General features: G+C 40.1%; 15 protein-coding genes. 14 read left to right on the forward strand and 1 reads right to left on the reverse strand.

Annotated features, from left to right (window positions below; genetic code table 11):
* Positions 1-126: 126 nt before the first annotated feature.
* The 12 genes from J2T13_RS14905 to J2T13_RS14960 all read left to right on the forward strand — a co-directional run bounded on the left by J2T13_RS14905 (position 127) and on the right by J2T13_RS14960 (position 11,442).
* The gene (locus J2T13_RS14905; protein ID WP_429372579.1) at positions 127-1,224 is read left to right on the forward strand and encodes a Gfo/Idh/MocA family protein; all 1,098 of its coding nucleotides are present in this window, start codon (positions 127-129) and stop codon (positions 1,222-1,224) included.
* 60 nt (positions 1,225-1,284) lie between these two features.
* Entirely contained in the window at positions 1,285-2,052 is a 768-nt protein-coding gene (locus tag J2T13_RS14910) for a sugar phosphate isomerase/epimerase family protein (RefSeq protein ID WP_429372581.1), read from the forward strand.
* Positions 2,045-3,127, forward strand: a complete 1,083-nt coding sequence (locus J2T13_RS14915) for a Gfo/Idh/MocA family protein (RefSeq protein WP_429372582.1) — start codon at positions 2,045-2,047, stop codon at positions 3,125-3,127. Before J2T13_RS14910 ends, J2T13_RS14915 begins: the two co-directional genes overlap by 8 nt.
* A 51-nt stretch (positions 3,128-3,178) precedes the next feature.
* Positions 3,179-4,147 carry a sugar phosphate isomerase/epimerase family protein gene (locus J2T13_RS14920; protein ID WP_429372584.1) on the forward strand — a complete coding sequence of 323 codons (969 nt, stop codon included), beginning with the start codon at positions 3,179-3,181 and terminating at the stop codon, positions 4,145-4,147.
* 174 nt (positions 4,148-4,321) lie between these two features.
* Positions 4,322-4,639 (forward strand): winged helix-turn-helix transcriptional regulator, encoded by a 318-nt coding sequence (locus tag J2T13_RS14925; protein WP_429372586.1) that lies wholly within the window; start codon positions 4,322-4,324, stop codon positions 4,637-4,639.
* Between the two features lie 21 nt (positions 4,640-4,660).
* Positions 4,661-5,224, forward strand: a complete 564-nt coding sequence (locus J2T13_RS14930) for an FAD-dependent oxidoreductase (protein WP_429372588.1) — start codon at positions 4,661-4,663, stop codon at positions 5,222-5,224.
* Positions 5,225-5,343: 119 nt separating this feature from the next.
* Positions 5,344-5,874 carry a hypothetical protein gene (locus J2T13_RS14935; RefSeq protein ID WP_429372590.1) on the forward strand — a complete coding sequence of 177 codons (531 nt, stop codon included), beginning with the start codon at positions 5,344-5,346 and terminating at the stop codon, positions 5,872-5,874.
* Between the two features lie 86 nt (positions 5,875-5,960).
* Positions 5,961-6,692, forward strand: coding sequence for a hypothetical protein (locus tag J2T13_RS14940; protein ID WP_429372592.1), 732 nt, complete (start codon positions 5,961-5,963; stop codon positions 6,690-6,692).
* Between the two features lie 233 nt (positions 6,693-6,925).
* Positions 6,926-7,642, forward strand: coding sequence for an iron-sulfur cluster repair di-iron protein (gene ric, locus J2T13_RS14945; RefSeq protein WP_429372594.1), 717 nt, complete (start codon positions 6,926-6,928; stop codon positions 7,640-7,642).
* A 177-nt stretch (positions 7,643-7,819) separates the two neighbouring features.
* Complete coding sequence (nirB, locus tag J2T13_RS14950; RefSeq protein ID WP_429372693.1) at positions 7,820-10,264, forward strand: nitrite reductase large subunit NirB; 2,445 nt, start codon at positions 7,820-7,822, stop codon at positions 10,262-10,264.
* A gap of 26 nt (positions 10,265-10,290) precedes the next feature.
* On the forward strand, positions 10,291-10,605 hold the full coding sequence (locus tag J2T13_RS14955; RefSeq protein WP_429372596.1) for a nitrite reductase (NAD(P)H) small subunit: 315 nt from the start codon (positions 10,291-10,293) through the stop codon (positions 10,603-10,605).
* Between the two features lie 54 nt (positions 10,606-10,659).
* Positions 10,660-11,442 carry a formate/nitrite transporter family protein gene (locus J2T13_RS14960; protein WP_429372598.1) on the forward strand — a complete coding sequence of 261 codons (783 nt, stop codon included), beginning with the start codon at positions 10,660-10,662 and terminating at the stop codon, positions 11,440-11,442.
* Positions 11,443-11,865: 423 nt separating this feature from the next.
* Here the strand turns inward: J2T13_RS14960 and J2T13_RS14965 are convergent, their stop codons facing one another.
* Positions 11,866-12,582 carry a Crp/Fnr family transcriptional regulator gene (locus J2T13_RS14965; RefSeq protein WP_429372600.1) on the reverse strand — a complete coding sequence of 239 codons (717 nt, stop codon included), beginning with the start codon at positions 12,580-12,582 and terminating at the stop codon, positions 11,866-11,868.
* A gap of 321 nt (positions 12,583-12,903) precedes the next feature.
* Here J2T13_RS14965 and adhE point away from each other — a divergent pair, with 321 nt between their 5' ends.
* Together adhE and pflB are read left to right on the forward strand one after the other, a co-directional pair.
* The gene (gene adhE, locus J2T13_RS14970) at positions 12,904-15,516 is read left to right on the forward strand and encodes a bifunctional acetaldehyde-CoA/alcohol dehydrogenase (RefSeq protein WP_429372602.1); all 2,613 of its coding nucleotides are present in this window, start codon (positions 12,904-12,906) and stop codon (positions 15,514-15,516) included.
* 274 nt (positions 15,517-15,790) lie between these two features.
* Positions 15,791-18,052 (forward strand): formate C-acetyltransferase, encoded by a 2,262-nt coding sequence (gene pflB, locus J2T13_RS14975; protein WP_429372604.1) that lies wholly within the window; start codon positions 15,791-15,793, stop codon positions 18,050-18,052.
* Positions 18,053-18,098: the final 46 nt, after the last annotated feature.

Here is an 18,098-nt window from a genome sequence, read left to right on the forward strand (position 1 = left end):
ATAAATAAAAAATAATGACCAGATTGTTCATGTTTAAATCATATTATTCATTTTAATATAAAAGAATTCAGAATACCATGGTACTAGGATTAATAAGTCATCATGGTGTTGTAGGAGTGAGATACAATGAAAAAAATGAAAGTAGGTATTATCGGATGCGGTAATATTAGTGCTATTTATTTGGCGAATTTTAAGAATAGCCCAGTTGTGGAAGTTATTGCATGTGCGGATTTGATATCAGAGCGAGCAAGATCACGCGCTGAAGAGTTCGATATTGGAAACGTGTTCAAGGTAGAAGAAATGCTTGCATATCCTGAGATTGAACTTATTGTTAATTTAACTCTACCGAGTACCCATGCTGCAATTGATATAGCTGCATTGGAAGCAGGTAAGCATGTATATGGTGAGAAACCGTTTGCTACATCTTTAGAAGATGGCCAACGAGTCTTAAATATAGCAGATGAAAGAGGGCTCCGTGTAGGCTCAGCCCCAGATACATTTCTAGGATCAGGAATACAGACGGTTAAAGCTGCGATAGATGCAGGAATGATCGGTAAACCCATTGGGGCTACCTGTTTCCAAATGAGTGGAGGTCCAGAGGATTGGCATCCAGATCCTGAATTTTTCTATGAGCCAGGTGGGGGGCCAATGTTAGACATGGGACCTTACTACATCACTGCATTAGTTGAGTTACTTGGACCGATCTATCGGATCAGCGCTAGTGCAGGTATTCAAATTCCTATCCGAACCATTGGATCAGGTCCCAAAAAAGGTGAGCATATCCCTGTTCGAACAGCAACACATTTCTCGGGTACGATTGATTTTGAGAATGGTGCAATAGCTACGATGATTGCAAGCTTCGATATTAGAGGTGGTTCCAATTTACCTTGGATGGAGATTTATGGAACGGAGGGTACCTTGATGGTTCCTGACCCCAACTTCTTTAATGGTGATGTGAAGTTACGTCGAGCAGGTGCAGAAGAATGGGAGTTACTTTCACCTATATTTGAAAGTGCCCAGAACGAACGGGGACTCGGAGTGAATGAGATGGTGGAGTCCATCCGTGCAGGCCGTGATCACCGCGCAAATGGAAGACTTGGGTATCATGTGTTGGAAGCGATGTATGCATTCCAGAAATCTTCCTTAGAAGGTAAGCACATTAGAATGGAAAGTACCTATGAATATGGCCAACTGCCGCAAAAGGCAACTCAACTGATGTACTAAATTTTCACAATATATAGACTCATGTAATGCACAACCAATTTAATCAGAGGTGAAACAGTTATGTTGAAATTAGGATTGCAATTGTACACAGTACGTGAAGAGATGGAACAAGATTTTGAAGGAACGCTGAAAAAAGTAGCTGAGCTTGGATATCAAGGAGTAGAGTTCCACACTTTCTTTGGACGTAGCAGTGCAGATGTTAAAAGACTACTTGATGAGAATGGTCTTGTTGCGTTAGGAACGCATACACAATATTCGAGTTTGCTGAATGATCTTGATTCGGAGATCACGTATAATAAAGAAATTGGAAACAACAATATAATCGTGCCCTTCTTATCACCAGAGGAACGCAATTGGGCTGAAGTATTTAATAATCTAAAGATTATTGGCGAAAAATGTAAGGAGCAAGGAATGGTACTGTTATATCATAATCATGAATTTGAATTTACGGAGTCATATCAAGATCAGACGGTATTCGATGCCATGTACGCGGAAGTTCCAGCTTCAATACTTCAAGTGGAATTAGACACCTGTTGGGTTCATTTCGCAGGTTATGATCCAGCGGAATACATTCATAAATATGCTGGAAGACTACCTATCGTTCACTGGAAAGATATGAAGAAACTTGAAGATGGTTCTGCTCAGACGGTCGAACTTGGACAAGGTGAAGTGAATCTTGCTGCCATTGCTGAAGCTGCTGACAAAGTTGGCGTAGAGTGGATTGTTGTAGAACAAGACTTATGTCAGAACCCTCCGCTTGAGAGTATCTCATCAAGTATGGAGTGGGTACAAAATTACAAAAATAATGGGGGACCTATACATGTCTAAAAAATTAAGAATTGCAATCATTGGTTGTGGAGGTATTGCCACTGGCAAACACATGCCGAGTCTTTCGAAACAAACGACTGGAGAAATGGTAGCCTTCTGTGATATCGTCCAAGAACGTGCTGAAGAAGCAGCTGCTAAATATGGTGCTGAAGGTGCTAAAGTATACACGGATTATAAGGAATTGCTTAAAGATGAAAGTATTGATGTCATTCATGTATGTACGCCGAATGATTCACATGCCCATATTACAGTAGCTTCATTAGAGTCTGGAAAACATGTTATGTGTGAGAAGCCAATGGCTAAAACTTCAGCGCAAGCTAAAGAAATGTTAGCAGCAGCTAAACGCACAGGCAAAAAATTAACTATTGGATATCAAAACCGTTTCCGCGACGATAGTCAATACCTTAAGGAAATGTGTGAGAATGGCGATTTAGGAGATATTTACTATGGTAAGGCTCTAGCTGTTCGCCGACGTGCTGTACCTACTTGGGGCGTATTCCTTGATGAAGAGAAACAAGGTGGAGGCCCACTGATCGATATCGGTACGCATGCACTTGATTTAACATTATGGTTAATGGATAATTACAAGCCGAAGAGTGTTATGGGTTCAACTTTCCACAAACTTGGACATCGTGAGAATGCGGCTAATGCATTTGGTCCTTGGGATCCTGAACAATTCAAAGTAGAAGATTCTGCTTTCGGCTTTATTACGATGCAGAACGGTGCTACAATCGTCTTGGAATCAAGCTGGGCACTCAATGTTGTAGAGATTGGCGAAGCAAAAACAATTCTAGCGGGTACAGAAGCTGGAGCGGATATGAAGGATGGTCTTCGTATCAATGGTGAGAAGCTGAGTCGTTTGTATGAGACGAATATTGCTCTAGGTGAAGGCGGAGTAGCTTTCTACTCAGGTACAACAGAAACCGACGCTGATCGTGAAGCGAGAATGTGGTTGGATGCTGTCATTAATGATACAGATCCAATCGTGAGTCCAGAACAGGCCTTGGTCGTAACTGAAATTCTGGAAGCCATCTATGAATCAGCGAAGACAGGTAAAGCCGTTTATTTTGACTAATATAATAAGGTAGCAGAACTGAATGTATATACACAATGAGGAGGAATACCGGTGAAATTAGGCGTATTTATGGTGTTATTTGGTGGACGTAAATTAGAAGATGCACTGGATTATGTAGCTTCCAAAGGGCTTAAAGCTGTTGAGATTGGGACAGGTGGTAATCCTGGTAATGCGCACTGTAAGCCAGAAGAGCTACTAAAGGATGCAGGAGCACTCAAAAACTTCAAACATGCCGTAGAGTCACGTGGACTTACAATTAGTGCACTGAGCTGTCATGGTAATCCGCTTCATCCTCAGAAGCATCTAGCACAAGCGGATCATGATGATTTCATTAAGACAGTGGAACTGGCTGAGAAGCTTGAGGTTCCAGTGGTTAATACATTCTCCGGATGTCCTGGAGATCATGAGAATGCTAAATACCCGAACTGGCCTGTGGCCCCATGGCCGAATGACTTTCAAGAGATCTTGAAATGGCAATGGGAGAATAAGATTATTCCTTATTGGACAGAACAGGCTAAATTTGCAGCTGATCATCATGTGAAAATTGGTTTAGAGCTTCATGGAGGTTTCTCCGTGCATACGCCAGCTACGTTACTTCGTTTACGTGAAGCAGCGGGTGAGACCATTGGTGCGAACCTTGATCCAAGTCACATGTGGTGGCAAGGTATTGATCCTGTGCAGGCGATACATATCCTAGGACGTGCTGGAGCGATTCATCACTTCCATGCTAAGGATACTTCCATTGATCCAATCAACGTAAATAGATATGGCCTTACAGATATGCAGTCTTATGGAAATATGCTGGATCGCGCCTGGCAGTTCCGTAGCGTAGGCTACGGACATGATATTAAGACGTGGGCAGACATTATTAGTGCATTGCGTTTAGTAGGATACGACTATGTTGTGAGTATTGAACACGAAGATGCTCTAATGTCTGTTGAAGAAGGATTCTCTAAAGCTGTTCAGAATCTTCAACAAGTACTTATTGAAGAGCCTATTGGAGACATCTGGTGGGTATAGGTTAATAATGTTGGGATACGACTACCTCATTGAGGTAGTCGTTTTTCTTTTTTTCAATAATCGTTATAAAATTGGAATTGAATGTTTTAAAACACCATGAAGTGTGGTAAAATGAAATATACTAACTAAACGAAAGCTTGTTATTAAGCAATATACTAATGAGGTGAAAGTTTTATGGAAGGTGAACAAATGAATTTGTGTCCTCGTTTCGAGTCTGCCTTTTCTTTTCTCGGCAAACGATGGAATGGACTTATCATTCAGACATTAATGAATGGACCTAAACGATTTAAGGATATTTCCAATCTTATTCCTTCAATGAGTGATAAGATGCTCTCTGAGCGGATGAAAGATCTTGAAGGTGAGGGTATTCTTGTTCGTCATGTGTATCCCGAGACGCCTGTTCGTATTGAGTATGAATTGACGGATAAAGGTAGAGGTCTTAGACCCGTAATGCAACAGGTCCAATTGTGGGCTGAAAGCTGGGTAGAATAAATAGAAGAGAGGTTGATTTCAATGGCAGATATCATTATTATTGGTGCCGGACCCGCAGGAGGTAGTGCAGCTATTTTTAGCGCTAAAGCAGGGAAAGAAACGATCGTGATTGATAGCAATGCTAGTATGACTAAACGTGCGTGGATAGAGAACCATTACGGCGTTAAGGAAATTGCTGGCCCAGAGCTACTACAAACGGGACGTGAGCAAGCAGAGAAGTTCGGTGCTGTATTTGTAGAAGATAAGGTCATTGGAATTACTTCGGATTCTAACAGTGTGAAAGTATCGACGGAGTCTGGACAATCCTATGAAGCCGCTCATGTCATTTTGGCAACAGGGGTATCAACCGAACTTGCTTCAACCATCGGACTTAAATTGAAAGATGGTGTAGAACCCCGTATTAAGACTATTGTGGAAGTAGATGCTGAGGGACGTACAAGCTTGCCGCGTGTATGGGCAACAGGTACGATTGCTGGAGTTAGTGTGCATACCATTATTACAGCGGGTGATGGAGCAAGAGTAGCTATTGGGGTTATAAGTTCATTGAATGGTACTCGGTATGTTGATCATGATGTGATTAAATAGTTTGTTAGAAAGTCCCTTCACGTTTTTGTGATATGGGGCTTTTTTTATTTTGAAATGTATATCTATACAGCTTGATCATCTGGGTGAAACTTCTTTTGGAATAAAGGAGAGTGAAAAAATTGCGAAAAATTGTACTTTCCCAAGAAACCACTTATGGCATTAGGCATAGTAAGGAACTTGAAAGTGCTGCGGTTAAGGTTCAGACTATTGATGACAAAGCTTCTGAGCTAGTACGTAACTATGGGCCAGAATCAGTGTCGAGTATGTGGAGCAGTTCACTTATAGATGATCATAGCATTATGAATCAAAAATGGATTTATGGCTCCAAAGGATGGAAGTGTGTAGGGAGCGAGCATCAAAAGACGGATGAGTCGGGTTCACAACAAGTGAATTTACCCTATGCAAAATTCCAAAGTATGATCCTACAAATGATGATTTGGTCGCAATATGAGAAAATTATTTTATTCCACCCCTTACTGGGTCAGGAAGCATTTTATAGTGGTGAAGAACTGGAGATCATATCATCTTATTTCGTACCTACTTATATGAGTGAGATCCCACTTGTTAAAGTAGGCAAACCTTTTAAAAAGGTTAAAATGCCTTTCCCTGTTTATCAAGAGTGGGTTTCTATGCCGACCTTATCCATCTAATCCGAACCTGGACTATATGAAGAAGATGATCTTTATTCTCATTTAAGGTAGAATAAAGAGACTCCTATGTTCAAGGTGGTGTACAGATGAGGAAATTATACAAGCGGTATTTTGCTAAGGGCTCTTTAATTATAGCCTTTATGATCGTGTCAGGATGTAGCCCAGATCAAAGTACGGAAGTGTCTATTCCTATTATGCAATCGGCAAGTAACTCGTCCGGGATTTTAATTAATATGGAAGGCAATCTTATACCCTCTCATGTGTTTAAACAATTGGAACAGAGTTTAATACCAGGTGTATCCATAAAGGAAGCTTTAAATGCTAGTGGAGTGGTGAATATATCATCTGATAATCAGATTGAATCGGTTACCGATGTGACGCTTGATCCTGAATTAGAGTGGTCTATTGAGTTTAATGATAAGCATCTGGATAAGGAAAATGGGGATGTTACTCTTCAAGCAGAGGATAACATCATCATAGCTGTTCAATCTATAAAAGCATCTAAGAGTGAGGATGCTCGATATGCTGTGATCTTTACGATTAATGGTGGCACAATAGAACCCCATATTTCACACTCATATATTAATCCTTATGTAGAAGATCAAAGTATCCGAGAAGTGCTAAGAAAAACAGGCGTAGTAGTACTCAGTGATAATGGCAAAATCATTCTTATGGTAAATGGCTATAGTCCAAAGGCTGGCGAGAAATGGATTATGAAAGTTAACAATAAAACATTGTTGGAGAATGGACTTGATATGAAGCTTCAACCACAGGATGAAGTTAATATTGAATTAGTGAATAGAGCTAACTCGTTGTGAGACTACCTACTACAGGTAGTCTTTTTTTATGTTCGAATGTATGAGTGTGCACAATTCATTGCTTAGTGTTTCTATGAGATATGGTTACCGTCTTTAAGGACAGAGAAGGCATATCTGCTTGTTTAGTGACATCAAATTGTTTGATTCTCCGTGAGTGAAATCACAATGTATGATGTCATTCAGGTGTAATTTGATAAGTATAAATAGAGCAAGAACACTAGGAGGAAATTGATATGAGTACACTTATATTTGATAAAGAGGACAAGGTCAGTGAAATTGTGATCAAATTTCCGAAAGCAAGCGACTATTTCCGTGATCATAAAATTGATTTCTGTTGCGGTGGGAATCGGCCCTTACAAGAGGCGCTTGAAGAACGGGGTCTAGAGTTGAAAAGAGTACTTGATGAGCTTCATCATTTAGCTGCTAATCATGCCGGCCTAGAGGATAACCAAGGGGGAAAAAATGTTTATGTTCAAATGGACTCTTCTACATTGATTCAATATATAGTAAGTAAACATCATGATTATTTAAGAGAAGAACTTCCCGAGATTCAGAAAAATGTGACTAGGGTAAATCGAGTTCATGGTCATCATGACCTTCATCTTGTTGAGGTGGAGGCGCTATACACCGTATTAAAGAATGAACTACTTGAACATACAACCAAGGAAGAGGTGGAGATATTCCCCCAAATGTTGATCTGGGACGAGACTCAGAATACCTCTAGCGATAATAAATTAAGGGAGGCTATTTCAGGGCTGGAGAGTGAGCATGATGAAGCTGGCAATATACTGAAGAAATTACGTGAAATCACGAATGATTTTACACCTCCTGTTAACGCTTGTACAACCTACCGATTGACGTATGAACGTCTTGCTGAGTTAGAACGAATGACATATGAACATGTTCACTTAGAGAACAACATTTTATTTCCGCGTTATCCACAAGCGTAGAGAAAAATTAAGGATAGTTCCCTTTGTCAAGGGGCTATTCTTAATTTTTTAATGAATTTGTGAACATTATTGTGATATTGTTCACAACTAATGTGAATTTTATCACAACTAAGTGTTTAAAATTTGATATAATTGTATTATAAAGTTTGGTTAGAAATGGAAGGGGAACTTCTTATGATGCAAACAAAAAGAGAAAAATTAGTCGTGATTGGAAATGGTATGGCAGGGATTAGTGCAGTTGAACAAATTTTAAAATTAAACAGTTCTTTTGATATTACAGTGTTTGGTAGTGAGCCTCATCCTAACTATAATCGGATTATGTTATCTTATGTTCTAGAGGGTAGTAAAACCATTGATGATATCGTTCTAAATGACTGGAATTGGTATAAAGACAATCAAATTACACTCCACACAGACACTACTGTACTGAAGATCGACGAGGTGAATAAACTGGTCGTTACGGAAGATGGACTAAAAGTTCCTTACGATAAAGTGATTATCGCAACGGGCTCGAATCCTTTTATTCTACCCGTACCAGGGAGTTATAAGAAAGGCGTTGTGGGCTTTCGGGACATTAATGATTGTAATCAAATGCTCATAGCTGCACAGACGTACAAGAAAGCTGCTGTTATTGGTGGGGGATTATTAGGATTAGAAGCAGCAAAGGGACTTGTGAATCTGGGTATGGATGTAACTGTTGTTCATTTAATGGATGATCTGATGGAACGTCAGCTAGATCAAAGTGCATCGTTGATGCTTAAGAATGAACTAGAGCGGCAAGGAATTAAGTTTGCTATGGGCAAACAAACCGTTGAAGTTATCGGTGAAGAACATGTAAGTGGGTTACGGTTTAGTGATGAGAGTACACTTGAGGCGCAGCTTGTCGTGATGGCTGTAGGCATTAAACCTAATGTAGCTATGGCCAAAGAAAGTGGTATAGATATAGGTAGTGGTATTCTAGTAGATGATTACTTGCGTACATCTTTCGAGGGCGTATATTCAGTAGGAGAATGTACTGAACATAGAGGGGTATGTTACGGGCTGGTAGCCCCACTGTTTGAACAAGGAAATGTGTTAGCGAAACATATATGTGGTGTGGACACTCTTCCTTATGAAGGATCGGTAGTATCGACCAAGCTTAAAATTTCTGGGGTTGATGTATTCTCTGCTGGACAATTTATCGAAGGACCGGAACATGCGGCGATTATTGCAAAAGATGATTGGAAGAGAACCTACAAGAAAATTATTCTTCATAATGATGTAATTGTAGGTGCAGTTTTGTTCGGAGATGTTACGGAATCTTCTAATTTACAGAAGTTAATTAAACAGCAAGCACAAATGACAGACGACATCTATGCCACGCTTATGGGTACAGGATGTGGTGGAGGAGCCAATAAACAATCTTCGGTTGAAACAATGGCAGATGATGAGATTGTATGTGGTTGTAACGGTGTCACCAAAAAGACGATCGTGGATGTTATTACAGATCAAGGATTAACAACTGTAGATGAAATCAAAGCCTGTACAGGTGCAACTCGCTCATGTGGAGGTTGTAAACCCGTTGTAGAGCAAATATTGCAATATGTACTTGGAGATGGATTCAAGGAAGCAGCAGCTAAACAAGGGATTTGCGGATGTACAACGATGGATCGTGATGAGGTCGTAGCTGAAATAAAAGCTAAAGGTTTAAGTACGACTCGGGAAGTAATGAATGTACTCGGCTGGAATAATCCTGAAGGCTGCTCGAAGTGCCGTCCAGCTATTAACTATTATCTGGGTATGATTAATCCTGAAACGCACGAGGACGAAAAAGAATCTCGGTTTGTTAATGAACGGATGAATGCCAACATTCAGAAGGACGGAACATATACGGTTGTCCCAAGAATGTATGGGGGTGTAACTACACCAGAGGATCTCAAAAAAATTGCGGATGTTTCGTTGAAATATGATGTAAAAGTAATCAAAGTTACTGGGGGACAACGTCTCGATTTGATCGGAGTGCAGAAGGAGGATCTCCCTAAAGTGTGGGAAGAGCTAGATATGCCTTCGGGTTATGCCTATGCCAAATCTCTCCGTACGGTTAAAACATGTGTGGGAAATCAATTTTGTCGGTTCGGTACACAAGATTCGATGAGCATGGGTGCTTTACTGGAACGTAAATTTGAGCGGCTTGATCTTCCAGCGAAGTTTAAGTATGCCGTAAATGGTTGTCCACGTAACTGTGCAGAGTCATGTACGAAAGATATCGGTATCGTCGGAAATGATGGAGGCTGGGAAGTCTTTATTGGCGGTAATGGTGGGATCAAAGCCCGGATTGCAGATTCGTTCTGTAAAGTGAAAAGTGATGAAGAATTGATAGGCATCTGCGGTGCGATTATGCAACACTATCGTGAGACAGGAAACTATCTTGAAAGAACTTCAGAATGGGTAGAACGTATGGGGTTAGAGCAGATTCAAGCTTCTATTGTAACGGATCTGGACAATCGTGCCGCTCTTATTGAACGAATTGAACTTGCATTGGAGCAGGTAGAAGAACCGTGGAGCAAAATGTTAAATGACGATAAAACACGGGTCGCTCTTTTTGAGAATAAGGGTTCTGTTACAACAGGTGCAGGTAAATAGCTAGGGACTAGGAAAGGAGAATAGACATGACTATAAACTATTATTCGATTGGGTCGCAAGACGAATATTTGATGCAAATAGGCCGAGTAGTGACCGTTGAGAACCATGAGATAGCCGTCTTTCGTACGTCAGATGGAGAGATCTATGCTGTAGCGAACAAGAATCCCCATCCGAAGGGGGGCCCTTTGGCGGAGGCAATTGTATCAGGACATTATATCTATGATCCACTCTATGATTGGAAGATTGATCTTGCTAGTGGATTGGTCCAAGCACCTGATCATGGCAGAGTGGATACTTATCCTGTCATTGTTAACGAGCATGGAGTTCACATTGGTCTCTAGCAGGAATGACAAGCAGTAATAACGATTACTTACAGAACTCAGGGGGTGGCCTTCTTGTATACACAAGATGTAGAAGCCATAGTGGAAGCAGCGGTCAAGAAGAAAGATAAAATGAACGAGAGTTGGGTCCGATATACGATTGCAGCAGCATTAGCAGGAGCATACGTTGGCATAGGTATCATCTTGATTTTTTCATTAGGAGCGCCATTAGCTGCTATAAAGTCACCGTTTCAACCCCTTGTGATGGGGGCCTCCTTTGGTATTGCCCTGACACTTGTCATGTTCGCAGGTTCTGAATTATTTACAGGTAACAATATGTTTTTTACGATGAGTACATTAGCAGGGAGGACGACTGTTAAGGATACAGCCAAGAACTGGACGATCGTTTTCTTGGGGAATTTACTTGGAGCTGTGCTCCTAAGTGTACTCATTATCGGTACAGGATTGTTCAAGGATATTCCAGCGGAACATTTGTTGTTTACAGCAACGGCCAAAAAAATGCATTTACCGATGTCTGAATTGTTCTTTCGCGGTATTCTATGTAACTGGTTAGTATGTTTAGCGATTTGGATGGCCTCTCGTACTAAGAATGAAATGGCCAAAATTGCACTGATCTGGTGGTGTCTATTCGCCTTTATTGCAAGTGGATATGAACATAGTGTCGCCAATATGACATTGCTCAGTATAGCGACTTTGCTGCCTAATCACCCAGAAACCATTTCTATTGCGGGTTGGTTACACAATATGATTCCCGTGACATTAGGAAATATTGTGGGTGGTGGCTTGTTCGTTGGGATGGCCTATTGGGTTATTTCACCGGTACGCCGTAAGAAATAGAATATAATATAATTGAAATATGTTGAAAAGTGATTGAATACGATGTTAGACATTCTATTAATGGATGAGCAACACACAAAGGGATATCCCCTCTGTGTGTTGCTCATCCTCTTTTGTTTTGTAAAGGTGAGATAAATGATTCGAATGAACGTGACAAGAATGTAACATTTCCCTCCTGTCTGTCATCTGAATCAAACGACAATGCCAGATGTAAACAATGCGATGTTTACCTACCACATAGCCATTCATCCGGATTTACTGGATAAGACAAAAGAGTCATATCAAATGAGAGATATGGCTCTTCTTGTTCGTTCAGTATGAGATCTAGTAATAGATCGGGAGAAAACTGCTGATGCTTGTAAGTGAAGCAAGTACGATCGCAACAAGAATGTTGGTTATAAGTGTGGAGAGTAGTATTTATTTCTAAATTCTGCATATTTCTTTTGAACACATTTCACAGTGACAAATTTCTTGTAGCATAGTGATATTTTTAATGACAATCATGCCATTCTCGTACTCTACAGCATCTTTTTTACGTAGATCACTCAGCATGCGGTTAACACTTTCGCGAGTAGCACCAATCATATTGGAAAGATCGGTATGGGTGATTTTTTTGTTGATTAGCGTATTTCCATCCCGATCTTCACCGTAAGTATTACCTAGCCGTATCAAAGTGGAACAGAGAGCACCAGGTTTACCATATAGCATCAAATCGCGGAATTTCGTTTGTGTAAGTCTGTGATGAATCCCCATCCACTTCATGAAATCAATTGCAAATTCACAATGCTGACAGATTAGGATTTCTAGATCCTTTTGTTCTATAACCCCGACCTCACTTTCTTCAAGTACTTCAGCATTAAAACTATGCTTGGAGCTGAAGAAAGGATCTGCCTGGCCCACCATATCCCCAGCTTGATACATATAGAGGATAAGTTCCTTACCTTCATCAGTCGATTTCGTTAATTTGATGCGTCCACGTTTAATGTAGTAAAGTTTATCAGATAAATCACCTTCCCAGAAAAGATGTGATCCTTCAGGAATGATTCTGTCTTTCATACTGACGAGTAGACGGTTAAAATTTTGTTCGGAAAAGCAATTGGTGTTTCCACGGGCTTCGATATCATTTAAAAGTTCTCTCATAAGTCATTATCCCCTTATCTTTAATTTTCGATAAATTTTAAACTAATTATACCCTTAAAAATCACATTTGTGGGGATGTCAATGACCTAAATAGTGGCGAATTTATAAACATTGTGATAAATTTCACTTTTATCACGCTGAATACAACAATTATTTGTAATTACTACAAAAATATTCTATTTATATAAATGTAAGCGCTTTTGGAGTGAAGCAAAAAATAAATCAAAGTTTGTGAAAGTTTTCACTTTAATTCTCAGAGTAGATGTGGTATGATGAATTCAGGAAAGAGAAATGGAAAATCTACTAGGGAGATGAGAGAAAATGGCAGTGAAAAATGAAGTTGTCCAAGAGAAGAAACAGGGAGCGGAAGAGTACATTCAGTCGTTAATTGACAAGGCAAATGTAGCTCAAGCTGAATTTATGAAAATGGATCAGGAACAAATTGATAATGTTGTACAAGCGATGGCTCTAGCTGGACTAGACAAACATATGTATCTAGCCAAACTTGCAGTTGAAGAAACAGGTCGAGGTATTTATGAAGATAAGATCACCAAGAACATGTTCTCCACAGAATACATCTATCACAGCATTAAATACGATAAAACCGTAGGGGTAATTGAAGATAATCAGTATGAAAACTTCCAGAAAATTGCTGAACCTGTCGGAATCATCATGGGCATCACTCCAGTAACTAATCCGACTTCAACAACCATGTTTAAATCTCTCATCTCTATCAAAACACGTAATCCTATTATATTCGGTTTCCATCCATCCGCACAAGAGTGTAGCAAGGAAGCAGCTAGAATATTAGTGGAAGCAGCGGTCAAAAATGGTGCTCCTGCCAACTGTATCCAATGGATTGAACTTCCTTCGATGGACAAAACGAACGCATTAATGAATCATCCAGATGTGGCTCTTATATTAGCAACAGGTGGATCCGCTATGGTAAAAGCAGCATATAGCTGTGGTAAACCGGCTCTTGGAGTAGGACCTGGTAACGTTCCTTGCTTCATTGAGAAGAGCGCGGATATCGACCAAGCGGTAACAGATCTTATTCTATCTAAATCGTTTGATAATGGTATGATTTGTGCTTCTGAACAAGCTGTTATTATTGAGGAGCCAATCTTCGATCAAGTGAAGAAAAAAATGATAGCGAATGGTTGCTATTTTGTAAATAAAGAAGAAGCAGCTAAATTAACTGCAGGTGCAATGAATGTAGATAAATGTGCCGTTAATCCTTCCATTGTAGGTCAATCAGCTGTTAAAATTGCAGAATTATCGGGCATTCAAGTTCCAGCTGGAACTAAAATTCTGGTTGCTGAAATTGAAGGAGTAGGTACGAAATACCCGCTTTCCGCTGAAAAATTGAGTCCAGTACTTGCTTGCTACAAAGTGAAGAACGCAGATCAAGGGATTGCACGTGCAGCTGAGATTGTTGAATTCGGTGGCATGGGTCACTCATCCGTTATTCACTCGCATAATGAAGAAGTTATTATGAAGTTCTCTGATCGTCTGCAAACAGGACGGATCATTGTGAATTCTCCTTCTACACACGGTGCAATTGGAGATATCTATAATACAAATTTACCATCATTGACATTAGGTTGCGGATCGTATGGTCGTAACTCGACTTCTTCCAATGTAGGTGCAGTCAACTTAGTCAATGTGAAAAGGGTGGCTCGTCGTACTGTGAATATGCAATGGTTCAAAGTTCCAAACAAAATTTATTTTGAAAAAGGCGCTACACAATATCTGACTAAAATGCCTGATATCACTCGCGTAGCCATTATTACAGACCCGATGATGGTCAAACTAGGTTATGTTGAGAGAGTAGAACATTATCTACGTCAACGTCAGACACCCGTTGTTATTGAAGTGTTCTCTGAAGTGGAACCAGATCCTTCAACGATTACAGTAAATCGTGGTACAGAAATGATGAATAGATTCCAGCCTGACTGTATTATTGCACTGGGTGGTGGATCTCCAATGGATGCTGCCAAAGCGATGTGGTTATTCTATGAATACCCAGATACTGATTTTGAAGGCTTGAAACAGAAATTCATGGATATCCGTAAACGGATTTACAAATACCCACGTCTGGGTCAAAAAGCAAAATTTGTTGCGATTCCAACGACGTCGGGAACAGGCTCTGAAGTGACATCGTTCGCGGTTATTACGGATAAGGAAAATGGAAATACGAAGTATCCACTAGCTGATTATGAATTGACTCCAGACGTAGCTATTGTTGATCCAGAGTTCGTATATTCGCTTCCTAAGGTAGCAGTAGCGGATACTGGTATGGATGTATTAACACACGCAATTGAAGCTTATGTTTCTGTTATGGCAAATGACTTCACAGATGGTCTAGCGATTAAAGCTATCCAACTCGTGTTCCAATATCTAGAGAAGTCAGCTCTGGAAGCAGATCCTCTAGCTCGTGAGAAAATGCATAACGCTTCGACTATAGCAGGTATGGCCTTCGCCAATGCATTCTTAGGAATTAATCACAGCTTGGCACATAAATGGGGTGGTGAATTCCATACGGCACACGGACGTACGAATGCTATCTTGATGCCTTATGTTATTCGCTATAATGCTAAGAAACCAACCAAATTTGCTTCATTCCCTAAATATTCTCACTTCATAGCTGATGAGCGTTATGCTGAAATTGCACGCATTCTGGGTCTACCAGCTCGCACTACTGAAGAGGGTGTGAACAGCTTGATTAAAGCAATCCGCGACCTTAACAAGGCTCTAGGAATAGAGGAATCTTTCCAACAAATTGGCTTCGATTCGAAGGTATTTGAATCTCGTGTAGATTATTTGGCTGACCGTGCTTTTGAGGATCAATGTACAACAGCTAACCCTAAATTACCATTAGTGACAGAACTTGCTGAGGTATATCGTGACGCTTTCTACGGTAGAGTTGAATAAAATATTATAACGGAATAGCCATAAATTAAAAGTGACAAATATCACCTCGAAAGTGATATTTGTCACAGTTCTTTCTTCTGATTTGAAGTATGCTGATTAAGGATAAAGGTTCCAGGGTAATAAATAACAGACATCCTTATCGTAACATTTTGAACATTATGGAAACGATAATGTGAAAAAAGTCACAATTTATGCTTCTGGAATTTAAGAGATCTTGAGATAACCTTCAAGTTCATGATCTCTATAATATAAATATATAGATGGAGGGATTAAGATGTCGGTAATTGAAAAAGAGATGAAAGACGTGCAATCTGGTTGGAGAAGCTTTAAAAAAGGTAAATGGGAAAGAAAGATTAATGTAAATGATTTTATTCTCAAGAACATTACTCCTTACTTGGGTAATGAAGCATTCTTAGCTGGTCCTACGCAGAACACAACGGATTTATGGAAAATTGTATCGGATTTAACGAAACAAGAGAGAGATAACGGTGGCGTGTTGGATGTTGATGTCAATACACCAGCTACGATTACCTCCCATAATCCAGGATATTTAGATAAAGACAAAGAGCAAATTGTGGGTGTACAAACAGATGCTCCGTTTAAACGTTCGATTCAACCATTAGGTGGTATTCGTATGGTAATCGACGCTTGTGAAGAATATGGTTTCAAACTAAATGAAGATGTAATCAAAACATATAGTGAAATTCGTAAAACGCACAACCAAGGTGTGTTTGATGCTTATACTTCTGATATGAGAGCAGCTCGTAAAGCGGGTATCATTACAGGTCTACCAGATGCTTACGGTCGTGGCCGTATTATTGGTGATTATCGTCGTGTTGCACTTTACGGTATTAATTTTCTAATTAAAGATAAGAAACGTGAACTGAATGAAATGGAAGTTGACGTGATCGATGAAGATGTGATTCGTCTACGTGAAGAGTTATCAGAACAAATTCGTGCTCTTGCTGAATTGAAGAAGATGGCTGAAATGCATGGATTTGATATTTCCGAACCAGCTAAAACGGCTAAAGAAGCATTTCAATCCGTATATTTCGGGTACTTGGCCGCAATTAAAGAACAAAATGGTGCTGCGATGTCACTTGGACGCGTATCCTCATTCCTTGATATTTATGTACAACGCGATGTAACAGAAGGTACTTTAACGGAAGAACAAGCACAAGAATTGGTTGATCATTTCGTTATGAAGTTACGTATGGTTAAATTCCTTCGTACTCCAGACTATAATGAATTGTTTAGTGGAGACCCTACATGGGTAACAGAATCCATTGGAGGAATGTCCGTTAATGGTCAGACTCGTGTAACCAAGAGCAGCTTCCGCTTCCTTCATACGTTATATAACTTAGGTGCAGCACCTGAACCTAACTTAACGGTGTTGTGGTCTGAACAACTTCCAGAAGCTTTCAAGAAATATTGTGCTAAAGTATCTATTGAAACAAGTGCCATTCAATACGAAAACGATGATCTAATGCGTCCCATCTATGGCGATGACTACGGTATTGCTTGTTGTGTATCTGCGATGCGTATCGGTAAACAAATGCAATTCTTTGGAGCTCGCGCTAACCTTGCGAAATGTATGTTGTACGCAATCAATGGCGGTATAGATGAGAAATCAGGAGCACAAGTAGGACCTGAGTATCCAGCAATTACTGCAGATGTTCTGGACTATGACGAAGTGCTGAAACGTTTCAAACCTATGATGAAATGGCTTTCTAAGCTGTACATGAATTCTTTAAATGTCATTCATTATATGCATGATAAGTATGCTTACGAAAGAATTGAAATGGCTCTCCATGACCGTGACATTCTTCGTACTATGGCATGCGGAATTGCTGGACTGTCTGTTGCAGCGGATTCACTTAGTGCTATCAAATATGCTAAGGTTACACCAATTCGTAACGAAAAAGGTATCGCAATTGACTTTACCATTGAAGGTGAATACCCTTGTTACGGTAACAATGACGATCGCGTTGATAACATTGCTATAGAACTTGTAGAAACGTTCATGGGTATGCTACGTCAGAACAAAACTTATCGTGGTGCATTGCCAACACAATCTATCTTGACCATTACTTCTAATGTAGTATATGGTAAGAAGACAGGTACAACACCGGATGGACGTAAAGCAGGTGAACCGTTCGCACCAGGTGCGAACCCAATGCACGGACGTGACAAGAAGGGCGCTTTGGCTTCCTTAAGTTCTGTTGCCAAACTTCCGTATGAAGATAGCTTAGATGGTATCTCCAATACGTTCTCTATCGTACCGAAAGCACTGGGTAAAGAAGAAGACACACGTAAATCTAATCTGGTTGCAATGATGGATGGTTACTTTGGTAGTGGCGCTCATCATCTAAACGTTAATGTGTTCAACAGAGAACAATTGATGGATGCAATGGATCACCCAGAAGAATATCCACAATTAACAATTCGTGTATCTGGTTATGCAGTTAACTTCATCAAGCTTACTCGTGAGCAACAATTGGATGTTATTAACCGTACATTCCATGGTTCGATGTAAGTCAAGTAAACAATAATAACCACTTAAGACAGCGGGTGCGGAAAGG

It is taken from the genome of Paenibacillus sp. DS2015, assembly GCF_050433705.1.
GTDB lineage: Bacteria > Bacillota > Bacilli > Paenibacillales > Paenibacillaceae > Paenibacillus_AQ.